The following is a 21,039-nucleotide window of genomic DNA, read 5'->3' on the forward strand; positions in this document are numbered from 1 at the left end:
CGTTGGGAAAAGAAAATCGAAAACTACGAGGCCATGTTGCATTTTGCTTGTGGCCTCATTGTTTGGAATAAATCCCTTTTGGGATAGGTTCTTAACCAACGAATTATCATCATTCCATAGGAATGGTGGGATATTTGATGCGCTCAATATTTATCGAACCCACCCATAGCGGTGGGTTTTCTGTCTCTACCGTATGGGAAATACTCTCTTGGAGGCATTCACATGCAAAAAGTAGCGGTTTTTGGTAAGCCCGGCAGCGGAAAATCGACGGTAAGTAAAGCAATCGCGTCTGCTACCGCTCTCCCTCTTCATCAATTAGATTCCATAGTCTATAAACCAAACGGTGAGCCCATTGAGCGTAACGTTTTTGATGAAGCACATAGCAATATACTTCACTCAGATCGTTGGATTATAGATGGTCTGGGGCCTATCAGCTCCTTTAATGCTCGTTTAGATGCAGCCGATACTCTCGTTTATATCGATCTACCATATTCAGTAAGCTATTGGTTTGTGACGAAACGTCTCCTTAAAGGACTATTTATTAGACCCGAAGGTTGGCCTGATGGCAGTTCGGTATTGAAAGGGACATTACAAAGCTACAAAGTTCTTCAGCAATGCCCTGCATTCTGGAATGATGACTTCATGTCTCGTCTCGAAGGGTACTCTCAAAGTAAAACCGTTCATGTCATCAAAAACGTCACAGAACTGAACAATTTTGTTTTAGAGCGGGTAAAGTAAACTTCATATCAGAACACTAGAGCATGTGAGATGAGACATCTAAAGCTCTAACAATGAAAAAGAACATAACAAGGATTGTTTATGCTTTTAGAACTAGCGCTTTTATTCGTTGCCGGCGTAGTTGGTGGGATCATTAACTCCATTGCGGGAGGCGGAAGCTTTATTACTTTTCCGGCCCTATTGGCGGTTGGTGTGCCTCCAATTATGGCCAACGCAACAAATACTTATGCTTCATGTGCAGGGTACATTAGCGGAGCCGTAGGCTTCAGAGAAGAGATCATGAAGAACAAGCAAGAACTGTTGTTCACAGTCTCATTCAGTTTAGTAGGTGGCGCTGTCGGAGCATATCTGCTGCTCAACACACCAGAATCGCTATTTTTGGAAGCCATTCCTTGGCTACTCTTGTTTGCCACCGTGCTTTTCCTGACTGGTTCTCGTTTAACAATGCTTATCAAAACTGTCGCGAAAGAGCACAAACACGCAGGAATACTCGGAGCAATCGCTTTGGGTCTATTACTTGTTGGTGTCTCTGCTTACGGTGGTTTTTTCAACGCAGGTTTAGGGGTTATTGTTCTGAGTTATCTGGTAGTAGCGGGTCACCAAGACATTAATTTAATGAACGGTTTGAAATTGCTGGTATCTACGTGTGTTTCACTCATTGCTATCGTGATTTTTGTTGCGAATGGTTCCATTGACTGGCGCACAGGTAGCGTTGTTTTGGTCGGTACGTTGGTGGGTGGTTATCTTGCAGCTCGTGTATCTCGTCAACTTAATCCCAATCATGTTAAAGGGTTTGTTGCTCTTTCTTCTATTCTGATCACTATCTACTTTTTCATTGATGTTTATGCTTAAACAAAGCTTGCACAAGTAGATAACACCCCAACAAAAAACGCCATCGCGAAAGATTAATGCTGATCGCTTAACGATGTTTTTGTGTCATTCCAGCGAGCCTTGGCGAGACTAGGAATCTAATAGCAGTACGCTGAGCGGCTAATGAAACAATTTTGACCATAAAGGGCTCGGATAGAAGATCCTGTATCACGCTCCTCCGTCGCTGTACAGGATGACGAGAGATAGAAATATGCCACTCGCTGTTAAACGAGTGGCATTAATCGAGAAAGATGGCGTTTTACATCAATAAGAAGAGAAAGTAACGGTTACTTAATCAGCCCTACTTCTTTGTAGTATTTGAGCGCACCTGGGTGGAGAGGCGCAGATAAACCGTCTTTTACCATTTCCTCTTTCTTCAAGTTCGCAAACGCTGGGTGGAGACGGCGGAAATCATCGAAGTTTTCAAATACCGCTTTAACCACGTTATAAACCACATCTTCTGGTACAGCAGTAGAGGAAACAAACGTCGCACCCACACCAAAGGTTTGAACATCACTATCTGTGCCACGATACATACCACCCGGTACATTTGCGACACGGTAGAAGCTATTGTCTGCAACCAATTTTTCTACATTAGGTCCAGCTACCGTTACGATATTACTATCACACGACGTAGTGGCTTCTTTAATCGCTCCACTTGGGTGACCAACGGTATAAATCATCGCATCAATTTTGTTATCACAAAGTGCTTTTGATTGCTCTGCTGCTTTTAACTCAGACACAAGCTTAAAGTCATCGTTACTCCAACCATACTGGCTCATTAACACTTCCATGGTGCCTCGTTGACCAGAGCCTGGGTTACCAATGTTGACGCGCTTACCTTTCAAATCATCAAAAGTTTTGATGTTCGCGTCTTTACGTGCAACGACAGTGAACGGTTCTGGATGAACGGAGAATACGGCGCGTAGTTCTTTAAAAGGCCCGCTTTCCTTAAACTTACTTGTTCCTTTGTAAGCATGATACTGCCAGTCTGATTGAGCGATACCGAGATCCAATTCACCAGCACGAATGGTGTTGATGTTATAAATCGATCCCCCGGTACTTTCTACCGAACAACGGATACCGTGATCTTCTCGCGATTTGTTAACCAAGCGACAAATAGCGCCACCAGTCGGATAATAAACCCCTGTTACGCCACCAGTACCAATCGTGACAAACGTTTCTTCCGCAGACGCAGAAAAGCCTGTTGTGAGTGCCGCTAAAGAAGCAGCAAGTGCGATTTGCTTAAACTTAAACATTGAACATCCTTTTTACCTGTGTTGATGACCGTTTAAGTATAGCAACCGTTAACAATTTGATAACGTTTGAGTTCTCATCCTTGCAGATTGGCTTAGCAATCACCATTTTTATCAGCATATTCTGCCATCATACAAGGCTCTATATAAGATGTAAACGCAACCCGTATCGCATAGAAAATTAAATCTTTTTAAAATTTTTCATTTATGAAATGTTTAGACAGACATATCTATTCGAAATTATCTATTAAATAGAAACCATCAGGTCAATTACAATAATCTTGTTAAACAACCTTTATTCTATATAAATATGATGAATTATAACTCCAGACAAAAGACATGAGGCACTTGAAATAAACAAGACGAAAGAGAGAACAAATAATCGTTTAATATGCTTTGGAACTTTATCTCTCTTCTCTAGCATTTTATACCGTTTCGCATGAAACTTGCTCAGAAAGACAGTGCCATATTGTAGGACACCTTGACCTGATAAGAATATATTCAGAGTGTAGTATCGGACTCCATAATCAAGAGTATCTTCAAGATACTTCAACCAGTTGGATTTCAAATAAATAACAAACAAAACCCAAGTGAATATACCTAAAATTCCAACCGTAGTCAGATAAATAACTAAATCTGATGCTAAACTGATATCTTCCATCGTCGACTACTTATTAAGTTGAGTTTTATATAATTCTGATCCCAAATACTCACCAGTCGAATCGTCATATTTTTCTTTTAAGGACTCCCACTACAAAAAACTCTAAAAAACACTTTTTGTGAGTAATAATGACACTCTAACTCAATTTTATGCAACAAGGCCATTATGGAGTGGTAACTTTGAGCTGAGTCAACAAAAACAACAACTTCTATGCAAGATAAATCTCTTTTAGCATGGTGATCAAATCATTGATGATTACTAAGGAAGCGGGATAGAGTAAATGTCTAACTACGTTATATGTGTTACAAACCAATTCCTCAGTAAGTATCCATATCTAGTTATTAGCTTAGATAACTGGAACAAAAAAAGCGTTGTATAAACAACGCTTTGTAGTTAGTGAAATGGACGGTTACACCGTTGGGACTGACGCTCGCCACGCTTGGTTCTGACTATCTGAGATAGAACGGAACAAGTCACGTAGTTCTTTCAATAAGCCTTCTTGGAAACCAATGTTTTCATCGGCTTTCTGTTTGGCTGCTTGTGCGCGAGTCGCTTGTACTTCATCATCTTTGCTGCGCGCTTGCGCTTTGGTTTGCTCTACATTCGATGCAGAGTTTGCCATCTGGCCCAAAGCTTGAAGAATGGCGTTCTTCGCTTGGTTTGAACTCATCAGCTTATCGAACTTACGACCACCACTTGTCAGCTGTGCTGTCGTGTCCGCGATATTGTCTTTTGCTAGTGAGTGCGCACGCTTAACCTGATCTTGCTGAGTTTTAGACAAGCTATTGTTATTCAATAACTCTTCTGCTTGATCGAAGCCAGCTTTTTGCGTTTTCAGTACATTATTGCTCGCCATTTCATTCTTGATTTCTTTCCCTGCTTTGAAAGAACCAAGGGCACCAATAATTGCGGTAGCACCCGCTAATACACCCGAAACGACTGCCATAGCGATCATCGCGCTTGCTGAGTTGTTTAGTTCTGCCGCTTGGCTTTCTAAACTCGCAACGTTTGCTTCTACAGCAATTTCACGCTGTAGCACTTGCTGCTCACGGCTCAATTTTGATACTTGATACAACAATGTTAGTAGCGTCAACGATTGTGATACCGCATCTGATGGTGACTTGATCACCTCTTCACCGTTAAGCGCTTTCATTGTTGTGCTCATTAGCGAACTGACCGTCGGTGCAAGAGCGTTCATTAAGTTTGCAACAACTTGAGCTTGGTTGCTCACTGCTGGTGCTTTAGGAGCCTCTAACTGGTAGCGTGCTGCACCAGAAACACCTGACTCACTTTGGCTTTTAACGGCGCCTGCTTCAAGCTTTGTTTCCGGCGCTTTTTCTGCTTTGTTGGTTTTAATGGTATCGCCTAAACCATACAGTTCGCCGCGTCCCGTTCCGCCTACTTTATCTAGCATAATAAACTCCTTATACCGTTGCAGGACGGCTTAGCACCGTTTGCATGGTTTCACTTTTCGCTTGGATCATTTGCATGATGACGCTCATCAGCTCTTGGAAATCTTCCATCAACTTGCCAATTTCTTCTTTAAGCTTGTCGATGACTGCCTGGCTTAAGGTCATTTTGGCGCGAAGGTCCGTGATATCTGCCTGAATCTCAGTTACGTGAGCATTGTTAGCGGCATGAACACTGTCCGTAGCGCCTTTACCTACGTTGACGGCAAGATCGACGGTTTCTGCTCCGTAACGAATCGCTTTTGCGGTCGTTGTCGCGGCTTTTGAGCCCATGTCCGCCACTTTCGCCATATTTGCAGCTGTTTTCGTAGCGATTTCTGTGACCTTTTGAGCTATCTTGCCAGCACCTTTTGCTGCAAGTTTCGCGATACCGCCAGCTGCTGCACCACCAAACGTCACAACAGCTCCGATAACCGCGACTGCGATTTCTAATGCCATTACGACTTTGTTTAGCACATCGACATTTACGCCCGCTTCTTTTAGCGCATCTTGAACGGCTGGCTCTTGCAGCGCCATGCTCACTGCTCCCATGACGCCACCAGCGATCATAAGAGCACCAGCTGCTGCACCAACACCCGTTGCCACCATTACGGCACCAACAACAATAGAAACCACCGCACTGATCCAACCAAAGATCTTCGCTGCTAAGCCTGATTTTTGGGCTTCTTTTGCAGCGGCTTCCGATTCTTTGATTTTGTCTTGGTTTTCCACCATCTCTTTTTCGTGCTTAGCTTTTGCGACCTTCACTTCCTGAATTTTCAGCTCGTTTTGAGCACTTTTCAGTTTATCCGTGATAGCAGCAAGCTCTACTTCAAAATCATCAGCAGAACCTGCGATGATTTTGACTGCAATCGAACCTGTTTGATCTGCAACTGCATGGAGAGATTTTGCAATGGTATCGACGATCTTTTGCAGCTGTGCCATGGCTTTTAGCGTCAAATCATTCACTTTGTCGCTAACAGCTGCGTTAGGTGCATCTAACTGAACTTTCACTTTTCCAGTGTTCAGTACATCTGCATCTTTACTCTTCACGTTTTCTACCGTCACAGAAGGCGTCGCTGTAGACGCCGTTTTCTGCACGTTATCTAACGTGGTTTGGCCAGATTCAGGGCTATAAACCTGCGTCTGGATGCGGTCAAGTGCAATAGAACTCATAGTCTAATTACTCCTTTTTATTTCTCACCGCTTCTAACATGATGCCTGCACGCTCATGCAAATCTGCATATTGTGATTTTCCGGCAGACATCTCCTTCGCGCTGTAAAACCCACTCTCTGCTTCTGTCAGTTGTTCCAGTTTCAGGTGACATTCAGCAGAGTGAAAAGGTGGGCGTGGATCATTTACGTCCACTAGCGCTGCGTAGCTGTAGGCGTCTATTGCCTGCAGATACTCACCCAACTCCTGACGAGCCGCGCCAAGGCCAATGAAAAATCGCGCCTGATAATGATCAAGCATGCTGAGTAATTGAAATACTTTCGCTGCTTGCTCAATCTTTCCCGACTGGAAAAAGTTGTAACCTACGGCATAAATGTGTTCGATGGTGTCCTGAGACACATCGTGCAACATTTTTAGCGTGCCTCCCTCTTCCAAAAAAGACAGCAGTTCTTCTGCTTGCATTTGAGATGGATCGGTCGCGTTTTGTTTAGTCATGGTTGTTATCCTTAAATGGCTCGTAGGATTTCTTGTAAAATACTGTGGTACTTCTGAACAAATTTGTTCATTGCTTCAACGGTCGAGTTGTATTGGGAACTGGTGTCGTTCAGCTCAGTGGTTTTGATTTGCACTTCATCGTTAAGCAACTTGGATTTAGCACTGACAGAACTAGAAAAATTAGACAGTTTTTTCGACTTCTCTTCGTCTTGGTACGACGCACCATCACCGATAGTAATACCTTGTTTTTGAAGAAAGTCTCGATGGTTTGTTATCTTATTATCCGTCAAATACCTGTACTCAGGTGAAGCTTCAAAATCCGTTTGATTACTGTAGTTAAAGTCACTCGCTTTGAAGTTACTTTCTGGATATCCCGGTTTATAAACCCCATCAACACTTTGCGTAGAGTGAATTTTTGATTGCACAACACCAAAAACTTTAAGCTGTATTGTGAGATCCTCTAATGCCTCTTTCTGGTCATTACGTTTCTCTAAACGGTTAACACGACGCTCATTTAGTGCAAGCAGCACTTGCTCATCAAAACGGTCTCCAATGCTGGACTCAACAACGGCCAACAAATCACGAGCCGTTAGAGAGTGCTCTGCTCTCACCTCGCGATCCGCTTTCTCTTTGTCGGTGATATTGAGTAGACGCTCTTTCAATGCCCCTAAGTTCTTGCGCAATGCCTCGTATCGCTCAGTAAATGAAGCCCCGGTAGATTCACCTTTTACTATTTTTTCAAACTGTAATCGGATGTCTCGTTCGGTGTTTTCTTTGATTAAATTAACTTGAGCTGCCGTTATTTGTGTCTTTTGGACATCGGCTATCGCGCTATCTTGGTAAAAGTTGTCGATTTCTATCTTTGTTAAACTCACGGCGAAGTTGGCGAACAAGCCAGAAAGCGTCAAAGGTTCGGTTCCACCAATGACAGTGTTAAGTGCCGCTTTAAGATTTTTCGTTCCAGCCGCATCCCCATAAGCTGCGCTATATTGGCCTTTCACTTGAACGGCCATTTCATCTAACGCTTCTTTAAGCAGCTGTTTAGAAATACCAGGAGTCCAGGTAATTCTGTTAGCTAGCGCACTTGCGTCATCGGTGCTTAAAGTAATACCGATGCCTTGAAAACTACTTTTTAATTGAGCTGAGACTTGAAGAGCGAAACTCTCTTTAGTCAACAGGAAATCCGAGCTCTTCAGTTGCGCGAGATTAACGGAACCTAAGCTACTAAAGGCATTGCGAAGAAAAGAAATAGAAGCATCTCTCACTTCACGGGAGCCCATTTGATTAGCAAGCTCTGCAACAAAAAGAGAAATTTCTTTGGTGGCATTAGCCAGTTTTGTCTCGGATAGGTTGGCGATCTGCTCCGCTTGGTTACTCTGAGTCCCCAAATTAAATTGACTAACAAACTCAGTAGATAACGAGCTATCTACGTTTTCCGTCAGTAACTTACTAAACCAAGCTTGAAACTGATTTGATAGTGTTTGGTTTGTTTGAGCATTGAACTCGGCTGCGGTTAATTCGCCATCTGAGTTAGCACTTTGTAGCGACTTTATCCAAACAGATGCGGTGTCGGTCAATGATATACCAGCAAACGCGTTATTTTTCGCTTTTAGGTTTTCAAGTGTATCAACATAAAGCGCGATGCTTTGTGATTCCGTTTGTCCCGAGATAGTTGGCAATGAAGAGATTAGAGAGGCAAGTTGCTGAGTCTCTGCTTCACCCAGTACAGGGGTAAATGCCTCTATCAAGTTTTGTTGGAAAGTGGGTAATGGTGCACTACTCGCAGCTGTGTCTGTTGCTCCTGTCGTAGAGCCAGTCGTTTTCATATTCGTCATTTCCAAACCTCTAAATCATCATGCCGCGCATCACTGTGGGACGCTTTCTCCGTTTACCTGACGTACCTTGTAGCTGATTTTGTTGTTGCCGGCGGCGCTGGACTTCGTCTATTAGCTCTTGCTCTGCACGTTTCATGGTATCTACTGGCGCTTTTATGCCGCCAAGTAAAACATCACCCGCAACAGGACCAACACCGAGGCCTTCCAATAGCTCGTTAAAAATATCGGTTCTGTCTTCAGCTTTTCTAATGGCAAGCTCAGCGCTCTCAATCGCATCGGTAAACGGTTGCTTCATCTTGATTCCTATCTTAAAGCGGGTCATCTCATCGGTGCTGTCAGTAACAGTCGTGAGTTTTTACTTTTTCAACTTTTTCAAAGGTCTATAATCTGCTAGGCGTAAACAGTACCAGTCGTCTAGCTCATCATGGCTTGCACCGCATGCTTTTAGATAGAACTGTGCTAATCGCTGGCTGCTCATGTTGCTACCACGTAACACATCAACGTTTCCGCGAATGACCCAATCGGAGGGATAAAGTTGAATGGCATGTTCAGCCAAGAGAAATAAGCCGGCAAAGGGGTTACTCAACCCCAATTTTGGACGAACGCGTTTCAGAAGAACGATGATGATTTCTCCGTCCTCCACCCGAAAAACGAGCTCTAAACCCTCTACTTCAATTCGATAACCAAGTTGAATTTCACTTTTTTGCCAAAAGTATGGCGTCACTTCGATCCCCGCTTGCGCGAGCGAGAGCATTAGTTTTGTTTTCATTACATCCCCACCCTTCCAAGTGGCTGAATATTGATTTGCTGAGTTAATTCTTGAAATGACAAAACGGGCAGATCGTAGTACTCCGATTCAATAAGCTTTCGCACATATCGGCGTACATCCATAGACACAACTAACACAGGCTTATTCGGCATGCGGCTTAAATCACCAATGGTCTGTTTCACATCACTCACAAATTGTTGAGTTACTGACGGGTCTAACGCCAAGTAGCTCCCTGCAGAGGTTTGACGAATACCGCTGCGTATTGTGTCTTCGAGACTTTGATCTAATAAGTAAGCGGGCAACATGTTTTGTCCGCTCGCGTATTTGTAGCAAATGTAACGTTTTAAGCTGGAACGAATGTACTCCGTCAGCTGTACAACATCTTTCTCTTTTTGGCCCCACTCAACCATGGCTTCCAAGATCACGCGAAGGTTTCGGATGGAAATATCTTCAGAAACCAAGCGTTGCAAGATTTCCGTCATTTTTTGTAACGGGACAATGCGCTGGGCCTCTTTAACCAGCTCCGAATAACTGCCTTCCATCTGCTCCAACAGATAACGCGTCTCCTGAATACCAATAAAATCTTGTGCGTACTCCTTAAGAACATGAGACAAGTGGTACGTTAAAATTCTGTCGGGTGTGAGAAAGCCGACATGGCTGGTCGTGAGTTTTTGCTCGTAACTTTGTGCCACCCAAATGCTAGAAATACCGGGTAGAAAATCTTCATCTTGCTCATAAGGCACGCCTAATAAATCGATCTGCTCATTCCCTTCTGTCACCAAGAGTTGGTCTTTTACAATTCGTCCTCGTGCAACCGGAACTTCTTGTAACTGAATTAAATATTCGCCATTTTGCATCCCCTCGTTAAAACGCAGGTGGATACCCGGGAAAGGCACGCCGAGGTCGAGATATAGTGCGCGCCTCACCCTTGCTAGCTCTTCATTCAATGCGACCGCTTCCAAGCTTTCCTGAAGGCTCGCGTCAAGATCAATCAAGAGTGGGACCGTCATAGCGAACTCTTCTTGCTCACCTAACTTGCCTTTACTGTTTCTAGATGGGGTTGGTTTGCTTGGCTTCGCTGCTGGTGAACCCGCCCCTTGCGAAACAAAGCTTGATAAGTCGGTACTATCTGATTCAGCCTGTTTTTTCTGTTGATAGAAAAGGAAGAAACCACCACCACCAACCACTGTGGCCAAGACCAGAAAAGTAATTTTTGGAAAACCAGGAATCAGTGCGAACAGCACCAAAAGCACACCGCCAATGAGGAGTGCACGTGGCTGAGCAATGACCTGACCACCAATGTCCGAGCCGAGATCAGAAGAATCTTCATGAGATACACGCGTCACGATAATACCGGCCGTAATCGCGATAAACAGCGCCGGAATTTGCGATACCAAACCATCACCAACGGTCAAAATCGCAAACAACTCAAGTGCTTCAGAAGCACTCATGCCTTTTTGCGTTACCCCGATCGTGACGCCACCTAAGATGTTGACCACAATGATGACCAAACCAGCAATGGAGTCGCCTTTAACGAACTTCATCGCGCCATCCATCGAGCCATACATTTGGCTTTCTTTTTCAATCAGTGATCGTCGGTGCCTAGCTTCGTGTACGTCAATCACTCCGGCACGCATGTCACCGTCAATACTCATCTGCTTACCAGGCATCGCATCGAGTGAGAAGCGCGCACTAACTTCTGCTACCCTCTCAGAGCCTTTGGTGATCACCATAAACTGAACAATGGTAATGATCAGAAACACAACGATACCGACCACTAAGTTACCGCCCACAACGAAGTTACCGAAGGTATAAACGATTTGACCAGCATCGCCTTGCAGCAAGATCAAACGGGTTGTCGTGATGGATAAAGACAAACGAAACAATGTCGTGATCAGTAGCACTGCGGGAAACGCTGAGAACTCAAGCGGCGTAGTGATGTAAATCGCTAACATAAGCAGCACCACCGCAATGCTCATGTTGGTGCCAATCAGCACATCCACCAGCGCGGTAGGCAGTGGCAATATCATCATAAAGACGATCGCGAGCAACATCACAGCAAGCATAATGTCTTTACGTTGCCCTACCTTGTTTAAAATATCGATCAACTTATTCATGTGATTCACTATTTAAAGATTGCAGATAGCGTCGGTGCGCTTGGCGTGCCCCATCGACGTCATTTTGTTTCCAACGCGCTTGGCTTAAGCAAAACCAGAGTCCTGCCGAATCAGGTTTAAGGCCGGATTTTAATAAGTGCTCACATACCTCAACCGCACGGGCATATCGACCACTTTGTAAACACGCCACTGCGAGCGTTTGCATCGCCTCTTTGTGTTGCGGGTCTATCTCTAAAACCGCGTCGAGAATAGAGATAGCATGCTCTGGCTTTTGGTATTGAACTTGTAGTGCAGCGTGAACAAGCAACAGTTCAATGTCTTTGGATCTCAACATGTTGGTTAGACCTGGATAAGGAGATTGAGCGCCATAGTGAGGTAACGCTGATCAAGTTGCGTACTTTGTAGCGTTTCGGATGCTTTGATAAAAGAAGCGGAGCCTGAATCCTGTGCAAGAACTTGCAACTGAGCCAACGTTTCATCGAACTGTTGGCGGTACTTTTCTGGACGCAACAATTCTGAGTGCAACAATTTTGGCTTGGTTAACGCGATTAGGTATTGGTCTGAAGGCCTGAGGTCATAGAGCTTCTCTAAATGCGTAGCGACCGCCTGCCCATCAGGAAGTAATTGAAACCGCTCAGGGAAATCGGCCTTAACCTCACTATGCGTAACGTGCGTGAAGGCTTCTATGCCTACGTTTAAAGTGCTTACTCGAGTCATGAGCTTGCCACATCGTTATGTAGACGAACCAAAAGCGTAAACGCTTGTTCTAAAGTCGGAAGTGTGACCTCTTCTCCGTTTAACCTCGCGGAAAAAACCAAAGTTTGCTCATCTAACAAACCAGTTTTAATTTCGAAAGGCCAGCCTTGATCGGCATGACACAAACTGAGGGCGCTTTGAATGATGTCACTGGTTTGATGCCAAGATAACGCTTGAGACAACATCAAGAATAGCTGCTCCCCGTGTCGCTCAATATGTAGTGTACCGCTTTGCTCAAAATCCAGCTGCACCCGTCCAGCTGATGAGAAATCGACGGCATCGAGCCCCATTCCTCGGCAAAATTCATTGACGGATGCATCAATCCAACTCATCTTCCCACGCTTCCTCTTCTTCTATATCAATGGCTTCGTCTAGCGCCTTTTGTACCGCTTGTATTAAATTCTGTCGTTGTTCTTCATCGGCGAATACATCAATAGGGATCGCGCGAACTAACTTGTGGAACTCTCGAAAAAAATCGATTTTTTGTTGTACCGCCGTCAATTCCATTGCGTTGGAGACTTTCCAAATCTCATCACTGCTTACCCATCGCTGCTCTACCAACGCAATCACATCAGCCATCAAATTAGAAACTTGATAAGCCATAACTCGTCCTTTCCGGTTTAAACATTTGGAACAGCTGACTCACGCGGTCTTGCAACGTATTTAGAGTTTTGAGTTTTTGCATATCGGACATCAACCACTGCAACTTAACCGAGTCGATACTGCTGCCTTGAACACTAAGATCTGCACTCATACTTTGCAGCATAAACTCAACAGCGGTCGATACCTCCTGTTCACCAAAGCGCGCCACTACGTCTTGATAAGCAGCGCCGAGCCCTTGATAGCTATGAACGGTATCGCGATAGAAACCGCGCAGCTGATGTAATGAGCTAAACTCTTGCTCTTGGCTGTACTCATCAGCAAAGTTTGAGACGCGAATTTCCGTATCAATTTGAGCCCAAGAATCTGGGTTTTGCTCGATTCTCAGAATCGCTTGGTCAATCAGCGCTAGTAGATGTTTACTTTCTGGGCTCGCACTCAAAAACTTTTTAACGGCTTTTAACGCAAGGTATTGATGGCTTTTCTCCTCTGAAAATCCATTCAAATAAGCTTGCAATTGAGCGATAGTCGAGATATTTCCTCCCGCCATTTTTGCAGCCAGATCTTTGATCTTTTGGTTCTTTTCAAGATCAGGGACTTTTCGCAGATAGTCAGAAACGAGTTCGTGCGCTTCATTAACTCGAACGCCACTGTCTTTCACTTTACGCTTGGTCAAATCTTTTTCTGCTTTTTCGGAACCGAGTGAAGTGAGCTCTTCCATCGCATCAAAAAGTGATTGTGTGGCATTGTGAACACGGACCGTTTCACCGCGATAATTGCCTTTTCGTGAAGCGTCGGTACGAGACGATTCCAACCCGTTTTGGATAGACGCATCAAACTTTGGGTTTGTTGCGATATGATTGTTGATAATACTCATTCACTTGCACTCCTTCCGTACAATACAGGCGAATTATAGGAAGTGCGCTTTCTCGAAGCTGTCAAAATCAGACGTGTTTTTTTAGTGAGTTTTCAGTTTTCTAAAAACTCCCGACTGATATTCACTATAAATACTCCCTCATCCTTTCTATCCTCCCAACATCAATCATTGCGCATATTTTTACCTTGAACGATTTCTCATACATCACTGATATCCAACAATCTGCGATCAGGCAAACTCGTCTGATCCAAATTCGCGGGCGCGTTACGCAAGTAACCGGTACCATTATCAAGGCCGTTGTCCCCGGCGTTCGTGTTGGTGAGCTGTGTGAGTTGCGTAATCCTGATCAAACTCTGTCTTTATTAGCGGAAGTCGTTGGCTTTCAACAGCATCACGCTTTGCTCACACCGTTAGGAAATATGTTTGGGATTTCCTCTAATACAGAAGTTAGCCCAATGGGAAAAATGCATGAGGTCGGCGTTGGCGATCACCTATTAGGTACAACGCTTGACGGGCTTGGGCGTCCTTTCGATGGTACGCAAAGTCAGGAACCAAGTGCTTGGTATCCGGTTTATCGCGATGCACCGCCACCAATGCAACGTAAACTGATTGAAAAGCCAATCTCTCTTGGGGTTCGATCCATTGATGGACTACTGACCTGTGGTGAAGGTCAGCGCATGGGCATTTTTGCAGCGGCGGGCGGTGGTAAAAGTACCCTCCTCGCAAAACTAATTCGATCCGCAGACGTTGACGTGACCGTTCTCGCCTTGATTGGTGAACGCGGACGCGAAGTGCGCGAGTTTATTGAGCATGACTTGGGCGAAGAAGGAATGGCTAAGTCGGTTTTAGTGGTCGCGACATCCGATCGCCCGGCCATGGAACGTGCCAAAGCCGCTTTTGTTGCCACCTCTATTGCTGAATATTTTCGTGACCAAGGTAAACGCGTGTTACTGCTGATGGATTCTGTAACGCGTTTCGCCCGCGCACAGAGAGAAATTGGACTAGCCGCAGGTGAGCCACCAACACGACGCGGTTATCCGCCTTCCGTCTTTGCCGCTTTGCCAAAGCTGATGGAACGAGCCGGTCAATCTGACAAAGGGTCAATTACAGCGCTGTACACCGTGTTGGTTGAAGGTGACGACATGACAGAACCTGTCGCCGATGAAACTCGCTCCATTTTAGATGGGCACATCATTCTCTCGCGCAAGCTTGCGGCAATGAACCATTATCCTGCTATTGATGTACTCCGGTCAGCAAGCCGCGTGATGAATCAAATCGTTGAACCTGATCATCAGGCGTCTGCTGCTCACCTTCGCGAAATGTTAGCCAAGTACGAAGAAGTTGAGCTACTGCTCAAAATTGGCGAGTACCAGCATGGGGCGGATAGTCGAGCGGATATGGCGATTGCACAAAGTGATGATATACGCGCCTTTTTACGTCAAGGAACGCATGAGCCAAGTGATCTTGATGGTGCTATCGCTCAACTAAAAGGGATGGCGAACCAATGATCGAACGGTTACTAGAGATCAAACAAATTCGCGCTGACCGTGCGGACAAAGCCGTTAAGCGCCAAGAATACCGAGTATCAAATTCAGCAGCACAGGTTCAAAAGGCCGAACGTTCCGTAGCGGACTATCACGTTTGGCGTCAGGAAGAAGAAGAACGACGTTTTGCCAAAGCAAAGCAACACACACTCGTTCTCAAAGAGTTGGAAACATTGAGACAAGAAATCGCGTTGTTGAGAGAGCGAGAAGCCGAGCTTAAACAGCGCGTTGCCGAAGCAAAAAAAGCGCTTGAGTACGAACGCTCGGTACTTAAAGAAAAACAAAAAGAGGCACGGCAAGCCCATAAAACCAAAGAAAAATTCGTTCAGTTGCAACAACAAGAACTCGCGGAACAGTCGCGAGAAAGACAATACCAAGAAGAACTCGAACAAGAAGAGTTTCGCACTGTCGATATTATTTAAAGGTTCATTATGCGCATTACTCCAACAGAAGAAACACCGAATACGCTGTACAAATCAACGCCAGAAAAAAAGCCCTTGGAGCGAGAAGCTGAGCTTCAATCACAGTTCGAGCGTGCAATGACGGAGAAACCTAGCAAGGAAGAAGAATCTACCGTTGCGAGCAAAAAAGACACTCAGAGCAGAGACGAGAGCCTTCCGTTGAGACATGAAGCATCTCAAACCCTAGACAAACAATCGAAACTTTCTAACCAAGAAGCCAGCACTTATAGAAATACCGCTACATTAAAAGGCAAAAGTGACGTCGTCACAAAGAAAGGCGTAGAGAAACCACAAGACGACGCAACAAATAGCGAAGAACGCCTGATTGAAAACAGTAAATTGCATGAGAAAGATAAAAAACTTGAGAGCGATCAGCCTCCAAGCTCATCCTCGCTTGAGCGCGTTGGCCCCCATTCTCTAGCACAAGCTTCTCTCGACGGTTCTCTCCCTAAAAAGGCCGTAGGAAAATCGCTCGCTCAAGATGCAATTAACAATGCCAACTTCACGACGAAACAAACCGAAACGACACACAATAAGCGTGCAACGCAGCGACTACAAGACACAGGCAAACTAACAGATAAAACCGATAGTCGTTCTGAAACTAAATCGCTTGAGAAAGTCGAGACGAAAAGCGCACTAGTGGCCGTTAAAGCGGATGACGAAAAAGCAGAACCTCAACACCTTGCGAGCGCGGCAACACAAGGCGATGTCATTTTAAAGAGTGTTGCTTCACAGGCTCAGCCGGCCCCTGTACGAGAAGTAAACACGTTACTCCAACAATTGGTGGACAAAATCTATGTTTCGCTGCCAACCGCATCGGACAACAAAGAGGTTCGACTGTTTCTGAGTGAAGGACAATTAAAAGGTGGCGAAATCCACATCAAGTTGGACGCGCAAGGTTATAGCGTGACGATTCGACAAGAGCATGCCCTTTCCATTATTAGCCAGCAAGCTAGACAAGATCTTGCCGAACGCCTAAACCGATTTGGCGGTGATCAGCCACTTCGTCTAGCGATCAGCGAACAAACTCAACAGCTCGATCAACAACAACATGAACAACAACACTCACGCCAGAAACGTAGCGTGTATGAAGAATGGCAAGCGGAGAATGACCTATGACGCCGTTAACGATACCCAAAGTCGATTCAGACAGTATTGCGCTCAGTAATCAACTTTGTGCAAAGCAATGCCATTTCCAAGGGGCTGATGGCCAGAGCGTATCGATTACTGTTTCTCAAATCCCTTCATTTGAAGGATTCCGTTTAACCACGTTGATTGGAGGGCAAACGATCCAAGTGGATTTTTGTCGTGCGCAACTCCAGAAATGGCTTGAGTCTACTCTGAATGCCACTGCATTCGAGTCACTGCCCAACTCGCTCCAGTTAGCACTTTTGAGTTCTCAGATTGAACCGCATAGTGAGGCATTCAAAGCACTATTTGGTCAGTTGCCCATTCTTAGCCAGTTACAACCGTTAGAGTCGAGCCAAGTTCAAGAGCATAGCTTGATGTTAACCCTCAATAAACCTAACGGCTCTCTTTGTTTGTGGGTTAGCGAAGGAGCAAACGTGCTGTTGGGTGCACTACCAAACAGCGCTTCTCTTCAGGCGCGACATCTCGCTTTACCTGTGTGGTTAAGTCTTGGAAAGACCCATTTAATGTTAAGCGAATTTAATTCGCTCGAACTGGGAGATGTGATCTTTTTTGACGATTGTTATATCGCCCAACAACAAGCCATTTTTCAAGTATCTAACCAGAATCTCTGGCGCTGCCAACTGGATGACCAAATTCTTCACATTATTGAAAAAGAAACCAATATGAATGACGTAAACACTTCAGAAATGTTAACCGACCACCAGCAACTGCCCGTGGAACTCACGTTTGATATCGGCCATCAAACCATCACTCTAGAACAGCTTAACCAGCTTCAGCCTGGGTACGTATTCGAGCTAAACCAACCTGTATCTAAGCCGGTAACATTGCGTGCCAACGGCAAAATCGTCGGTGAGTGTGAACTGGTTAATGTTAATGAGCATTTAGGTGTGCGCGTACTGGAACTGTTTGGTGGCACGCAGGAGCCAGCATGATCCAGTTACCTGACGAGCTCAATCTCATTGTCAGCTTAGCACTGCTGGCACTGATCCCATTTATCGCGATGATGGCGACGTCGTTTGTAAAACTCGCCGTTGTATTCTCACTGCTGCGTAACGCTCTCGGTGTACAGCAAATTCCACCGAACATGGCGCTGTACGGATTGGCGATCATTTTGTCTATTTTCATCATGGCTCCCGTCGGTTTTGAAACCTACGACTACGTAAAGCAGCATGATATCTCCCTCGAAGATTCTGCAAGTGTAGAAGGCCTCATTGAAAGCGGTTTACAGCCTTATCGAGAGTTTTTGAAAAAACATATTCGGGAAACCGAAGCCATATTCTTTACCGATGCTGCGCGCACATTATGGCCTCAAAAGTACGTGGACCGTTTAGAGTCAGATAGCTTGTTGCTGTTGCTGCCAGCGTTTACGGTCAGTGAGCTTACCCGTGCTTTTGAAATTGGCTTTCTATTGTACTTACCGTTCATCGCTATCGACCTAATTGTATCGAATATCTTGCTCGCCATGGGCATGATGATGGTATCGCCAATGACGATTTCCCTCCCCTTCAAATTGTTACTCTTTGTCTTGCTTGACGGCTGGACGAAACTCACTCACGGCTTAGTGCTGAGTTACGGTTAATCACGGAGAAAGTATGCATTCTGCAGAAATCATTCATTTCACGACTCAAGCATTAACCCTAGTTTTGTACTTGTCGTTACCGCCGATTTTAGTCGCAGCGTTGGTTGGCACATTGGTGTCGCTTATTCAGGCGTTAACTCAGGTCCAAGAACAAACGTTAGGCTTTGTGGTCAAGCTTATCGCGGTCATTATTACGCTGTTCGTCACAACGCAGTGGCTAGGGGCAGAGCTCCACGCCTTCGCCTCGCTTGCCATGGATAAAATTCCTCAAATACGATGAGTTATCACGACTTACACCAGGCTTTATTTTTGTATAGCCTGACGTTACCTCGGTTAATGGCATGCTTCATCTTTTTGCCTATTTTGAGCAAGCAAATGCTAGGCGGCACCATGGTGAGAAATGGTGTGCTTTGCTCACTCGCACTGTTTATATTTCCGATGATTAATCAGCAAAGCTTGCCCGCAGAAACCGACGGTATTTGGCTGATAGTGATTTTGGGTAAAGAGGTATTAATTGGGCTATTGATCGGGTTTGTTGCTGCTATCCCCTTTTGGGCAATAGAAGCGGCTGGCTTTCTGGTCGACAACCAACGTGGTGCTGCCATGGCAAGTATGTTTAACCCAACGCTAGGCTCGCAATCGACGCCAACCGCAGTGTTGCTGACCCAAACGTTGATTACCCTGTTCTTCTCTGGCGGGGGCTTTGTCACTTTTATCTACGCGTTATTCAAAAGCTACACATCTTGGCCGATCGTGGACTTTTTCCCAACCGTTAGCGATGCATGGGTAAGCTTCTTCTACGCGCAATTTCAACAGCTTATGTGGCTTGGTGTGTTGATGTCCGCTCCATTAGTGTTGGCAATGTTTCTTGCTGAGTTTGGTCTGGCGCTTATCAGTCGTTTTGCACCGCAATTGAATGTTTTTTTCCTTGCCATGCCAATAAAAAGTGCCATCGCGAGTGTTTTACTGATCGTGTATCTCGGGTTAATGATGGATCACTTTGAAGTGCAATTTTATGGCATTACCCGATTCGCAGAACAACTCAATACCATTTGGCAATAACGCTTAGGATTCTTTATGAGCGCAGAAAAAACAGAGCAACCCACCGCAAAAAAGTTACGCGATGCTCGGCAGAAAGGTCAGGTAGCCAAAAGCCAAGAAATCGTATCGTCTGCATTAATTTTAGCGCTCATAATTGTACTGTTTGCGTTCGCAGATTATTACATGTCGCACATCTCAGCGCTTATTCTCCTACCAAGTAAGCTTGCTTATCAGGGCTTCCAAGATGCGCTAGTCGATGTCGCTATTGCCATCGCAAAAGAAATTGCCTATCTACTCGCTCCGATTATTCTGGTTGCTGCACTCGTCGCCATCTTTTCCAATATGGGGCAGTTCGGCTTTCTATTTAGTGGCGAGTCCGTTAAACCCGACATCAAAAAGATCAATCCCGTCGAAGGTGCCAAACGCATTTTTTCCCTCAAGAGTGTGATTGAATTTATCAAGTCGATCCTTAAAGTCTCTCTTCTTTCCTGCATTATCTGGGTGACATTACGCGGTAACATCAACGCTTTAATGCAAATTCCAACTTGTGGGTTAGAATGTGTTCCGACCATTACTGGCGTCATGATTAAACAATTAATGATTATCTCTTCGGTAGGTTTCATCGTCATCGCTGCCGCAGATTTTGCGTACCAAAAGTTTGACCACACGAAGAAGCTCAAAATGAGCAAGGACGAAGTGAAGCGCGAATACAAAGAGATGGAAGGCAGCCCTGAAATCAAAAGTAAACGTCGTCAGCTACACCAAGAGCTACAGGCCTCCAATCAACGTGAAAATGTTAAACGCTCCAATGTGTTGGTAACAAACCCAACGCATATCGCGGTTGGTCTGTACTACAAAAAAGGCGAAACGCCCCTGCCCGTCATCACCTTGATGGAAACCGATGCGGTAGCCAAACGTATGATCGCAATCGCCAAAGAGGAAGGTGTGCCTGTGATGCAAAAAGTCCCTCTTGCTCGCGCACTATACGCGGACGGCAACGTCGACCAGTACATCCCAAGTGATCTTATTGAGGCAACCGCCGAAGTGCTTCGTTGGTTGGCATCATTGGAGTCGGATAAGGCGCTGAACTAACATGATTTCGAGAGTAAAGGCTATCGTACGAAGAACGGTTATCACTTTTCTATACGTAATGATATTTTTAAATATGTCATCCTTCGCTATAGGTTTCAGCATATCGAATTTGCCTACTTTTGCTTGTCTCAATGAAGCACTTGGTTCATGAAAAGTCGTGTTTACTAACGTCAATAGTGGTACTGTACTGGACAGTTTTACTTTCATCTCTAAACCACCTAGAGCTCGGTAAGAAACCACGCCAGCCACAACAAAGGTGGATTTTTGCTTGGGTTGATTTATTTATGCGCATATCTACCGAAAAGAAACGAACTCGAATCATCAAAGTTGCCACTGACCTTTTTATAAAACAAGGTTACAAAGACACATCACTCGATCAAATCGTCGCGATTTGTGGAGGCTCAAAGCAGACGTTATATCGCTATTTTTCGAACAAAGAAGGGTTATTTGTTGAAGTTTTAGCATACAATACCAAAACCAGCTTAGAACCTATCCCAAAAGGGATTTATTCCAAACAATGAGGCCACAAGCAAAATGCAACATGGCCTCGTAGTTTTCGATTTTCTTTTCCCAA

Annotated in this window: 24 protein-coding genes and 3 pseudogenes; 12 read left to right on the top strand and 15 right to left on the bottom strand. The window is 44.9% G+C overall.

Features of this window, described 5'->3' with window-relative positions; all coding sequences use genetic code 11:
• The 3 genes and pseudogenes from B7360_RS24850 to B7360_RS23350 form a co-directional block, all read left to right on the top strand.
• Positions 1-87: pseudogene (locus tag B7360_RS24850) on the top strand (IS5/IS1182 family transposase); the annotation flags it as partial.
• 135 nt (positions 88-222) lie between these two features.
• Positions 223-738 (top strand): adenylate kinase, encoded by a 516-nt coding sequence (locus B7360_RS23345; RefSeq protein ID WP_085344773.1) that lies wholly within the window; start codon positions 223-225, stop codon positions 736-738.
• Positions 739-819: 81 nt separating this feature from the next.
• Positions 820-1,590 (top strand): sulfite exporter TauE/SafE family protein, encoded by a 771-nt coding sequence (locus B7360_RS23350; RefSeq protein ID WP_005395076.1) that lies wholly within the window; start codon positions 820-822, stop codon positions 1,588-1,590.
• A gap of 305 nt (positions 1,591-1,895) precedes the next feature.
• On the opposite strand, the gene B7360_RS23355 is transcribed toward B7360_RS23350, so the two are convergent.
• The 14 genes from B7360_RS23355 to sctW all read right to left on the bottom strand — a co-directional run bounded on the left by B7360_RS23355 (position 1,896) and on the right by sctW (position 13,596).
• Complete coding sequence (locus B7360_RS23355) at positions 1,896-2,867, bottom strand: TAXI family TRAP transporter solute-binding subunit (RefSeq protein ID WP_006741544.1); 972 nt, start codon at positions 2,865-2,867, stop codon at positions 1,896-1,898.
• Between the two features lie 292 nt (positions 2,868-3,159).
• The gene (locus tag B7360_RS23360; protein WP_085344774.1) at positions 3,160-3,525 is read right to left on the bottom strand and encodes a hypothetical protein; all 366 of its coding nucleotides are present in this window, start codon (positions 3,523-3,525) and stop codon (positions 3,160-3,162) included.
• 409 nt (positions 3,526-3,934) lie between these two features.
• Positions 3,935-4,939 carry a type III secretion system translocon subunit VopD gene (gene vopD / locus B7360_RS23365; RefSeq protein ID WP_085344775.1) on the bottom strand — a complete coding sequence of 335 codons (1,005 nt, stop codon included), beginning with the start codon at positions 4,937-4,939 and terminating at the stop codon, positions 3,935-3,937.
• Positions 4,940-4,949: 10 nt separating this feature from the next.
• A complete protein-coding gene (gene vopB, locus B7360_RS23370) occupies positions 4,950-6,149 on the bottom strand; it encodes a type III secretion system translocon subunit VopB (RefSeq protein ID WP_085344776.1) in 1,200 nt (399 codons plus the stop codon).
• Positions 6,150-6,156: 7 nt separating this feature from the next.
• Entirely contained in the window at positions 6,157-6,642 is a 486-nt protein-coding gene (gene vcrH / locus B7360_RS23375) for a SycD/LcrH family type III secretion system chaperone VcrH (RefSeq protein WP_005395089.1), read from the bottom strand.
• 11 nt (positions 6,643-6,653) lie between these two features.
• Complete coding sequence (locus tag B7360_RS23380) at positions 6,654-8,477, bottom strand: virulence-associated V antigen (RefSeq protein ID WP_085344777.1); 1,824 nt, start codon at positions 8,475-8,477, stop codon at positions 6,654-6,656.
• Positions 8,478-8,487: 10 nt separating this feature from the next.
• Positions 8,488-8,772: an LcrG family type III secretion system chaperone gene (locus B7360_RS23385; RefSeq protein ID WP_085344778.1), complete on the bottom strand. Its 285-nt coding sequence runs from the start codon at positions 8,770-8,772 to the stop codon at positions 8,488-8,490.
• A gap of 60 nt (positions 8,773-8,832) precedes the next feature.
• Positions 8,833-9,246 (bottom strand): LcrR family type III secretion system chaperone, encoded by a 414-nt coding sequence (locus B7360_RS23390; protein ID WP_047009808.1) that lies wholly within the window; start codon positions 9,244-9,246, stop codon positions 8,833-8,835.
• Positions 9,246-11,372 (bottom strand): SctV family type III secretion system export apparatus subunit VcrD, encoded by a 2,127-nt coding sequence (gene vcrD, locus B7360_RS23395; protein ID WP_101911963.1) that lies wholly within the window; start codon positions 11,370-11,372, stop codon positions 9,246-9,248. Before vcrD ends, B7360_RS23390 begins: the two co-directional genes overlap by 1 nt.
• Positions 11,356-11,697 (bottom strand): type III secretion system chaperone VscY, encoded by a 342-nt coding sequence (gene vscY / locus B7360_RS23400; RefSeq protein ID WP_085344779.1) that lies wholly within the window; start codon positions 11,695-11,697, stop codon positions 11,356-11,358. Before vscY ends, vcrD begins: the two co-directional genes overlap by 17 nt.
• Positions 11,698-11,702: 5 nt before the next feature.
• The gene (gene vscX / locus B7360_RS23405; protein ID WP_005377246.1) at positions 11,703-12,080 is read right to left on the bottom strand and encodes a type III secretion system protein VscX; all 378 of its coding nucleotides are present in this window, start codon (positions 12,078-12,080) and stop codon (positions 11,703-11,705) included.
• Positions 12,077-12,451, bottom strand: a complete 375-nt coding sequence (gene sycN / locus B7360_RS23410; protein ID WP_046874927.1) for a type III secretion chaperone SycN — start codon at positions 12,449-12,451, stop codon at positions 12,077-12,079. Before sycN ends, vscX begins: the two co-directional genes overlap by 4 nt.
• Positions 12,438-12,722 carry a TyeA family type III secretion system gatekeeper subunit gene (locus B7360_RS23415; RefSeq protein ID WP_085344780.1) on the bottom strand — a complete coding sequence of 95 codons (285 nt, stop codon included), beginning with the start codon at positions 12,720-12,722 and terminating at the stop codon, positions 12,438-12,440. The genes sycN and B7360_RS23415 overlap by 14 nt, the downstream gene beginning before the upstream one ends.
• On the bottom strand, positions 12,703-13,596 hold the full coding sequence (gene sctW / locus B7360_RS23420; RefSeq protein ID WP_085344781.1) for a type III secretion system gatekeeper subunit SctW: 894 nt from the start codon (positions 13,594-13,596) through the stop codon (positions 12,703-12,705). Before sctW ends, B7360_RS23415 begins: the two co-directional genes overlap by 20 nt.
• Before the next feature lie 185 nt (positions 13,597-13,781).
• Here sctW and vscN point away from each other — a divergent pair, with 185 nt between their 5' ends.
• From vscN to B7360_RS25310, 9 genes and pseudogenes are all read left to right on the top strand, one after another.
• Positions 13,782-15,104, top strand: coding sequence for a SctN family type III secretion system ATPase VscN (vscN, locus tag B7360_RS23425; RefSeq protein WP_065646430.1), 1,323 nt, complete (start codon positions 13,782-13,784; stop codon positions 15,102-15,104).
• Positions 15,101-15,562 (top strand): type III secretion protein, encoded by a 462-nt coding sequence (locus B7360_RS23430; protein WP_065646429.1) that lies wholly within the window; start codon positions 15,101-15,103, stop codon positions 15,560-15,562. Before vscN ends, B7360_RS23430 begins: the two co-directional genes overlap by 4 nt.
• A gap of 9 nt (positions 15,563-15,571) precedes the next feature.
• Positions 15,572-16,720 carry a type III secretion system needle length determinant gene (locus tag B7360_RS23435; protein WP_085344782.1) on the top strand — a complete coding sequence of 383 codons (1,149 nt, stop codon included), beginning with the start codon at positions 15,572-15,574 and terminating at the stop codon, positions 16,718-16,720.
• Positions 16,717-17,685 (top strand): type III secretion system cytoplasmic ring protein SctQ, encoded by a 969-nt coding sequence (gene sctQ, locus B7360_RS23440; protein WP_085344783.1) that lies wholly within the window; start codon positions 16,717-16,719, stop codon positions 17,683-17,685. The genes B7360_RS23435 and sctQ overlap by 4 nt, the downstream gene beginning before the upstream one ends.
• Positions 17,682-18,332 carry a SctR family type III secretion system export apparatus subunit VscR gene (gene vscR / locus B7360_RS23445; protein WP_005377232.1) on the top strand — a complete coding sequence of 217 codons (651 nt, stop codon included), beginning with the start codon at positions 17,682-17,684 and terminating at the stop codon, positions 18,330-18,332. Before sctQ ends, vscR begins: the two co-directional genes overlap by 4 nt.
• Positions 18,333-18,345: 13 nt before the next feature.
• On the top strand, positions 18,346-18,612 hold the full coding sequence (gene vscS / locus B7360_RS23450) for a SctS family type III secretion system export apparatus subunit VscS (RefSeq protein ID WP_005377227.1): 267 nt from the start codon (positions 18,346-18,348) through the stop codon (positions 18,610-18,612).
• On the top strand, positions 18,609-19,394 hold the full coding sequence (gene sctT / locus B7360_RS23455; RefSeq protein WP_085344784.1) for a type III secretion system export apparatus subunit SctT: 786 nt from the start codon (positions 18,609-18,611) through the stop codon (positions 19,392-19,394). Before vscS ends, sctT begins: the two co-directional genes overlap by 4 nt.
• A 15-nt stretch (positions 19,395-19,409) precedes the next feature.
• The gene (gene vscU, locus B7360_RS23460) at positions 19,410-20,465 is read left to right on the top strand and encodes a SctU family type III secretion system export apparatus subunit VscU (RefSeq protein ID WP_047009817.1); all 1,056 of its coding nucleotides are present in this window, start codon (positions 19,410-19,412) and stop codon (positions 20,463-20,465) included.
• 131 nt (positions 20,466-20,596) lie between these two features.
• A pseudogene (locus tag B7360_RS25310) lies at positions 20,597-20,959 on the top strand (TetR/AcrR family transcriptional regulator); the annotation flags it as partial.
• On the opposite strand, the pseudogene B7360_RS24855 reads toward B7360_RS25310, so the two are convergent.
• Positions 20,955-21,039 (bottom strand): annotated as a pseudogene (locus tag B7360_RS24855) (IS5/IS1182 family transposase); the annotation flags it as partial. The pseudogenes B7360_RS25310 and B7360_RS24855 overlap by 5 nt on opposite strands.

The sequence above is a fragment of the Vibrio sp. ArtGut-C1 genome (genome assembly GCF_002105475.1).
Lineage (GTDB): Bacteria > Pseudomonadota > Gammaproteobacteria > Enterobacterales > Vibrionaceae > Vibrio > Vibrio diabolicus.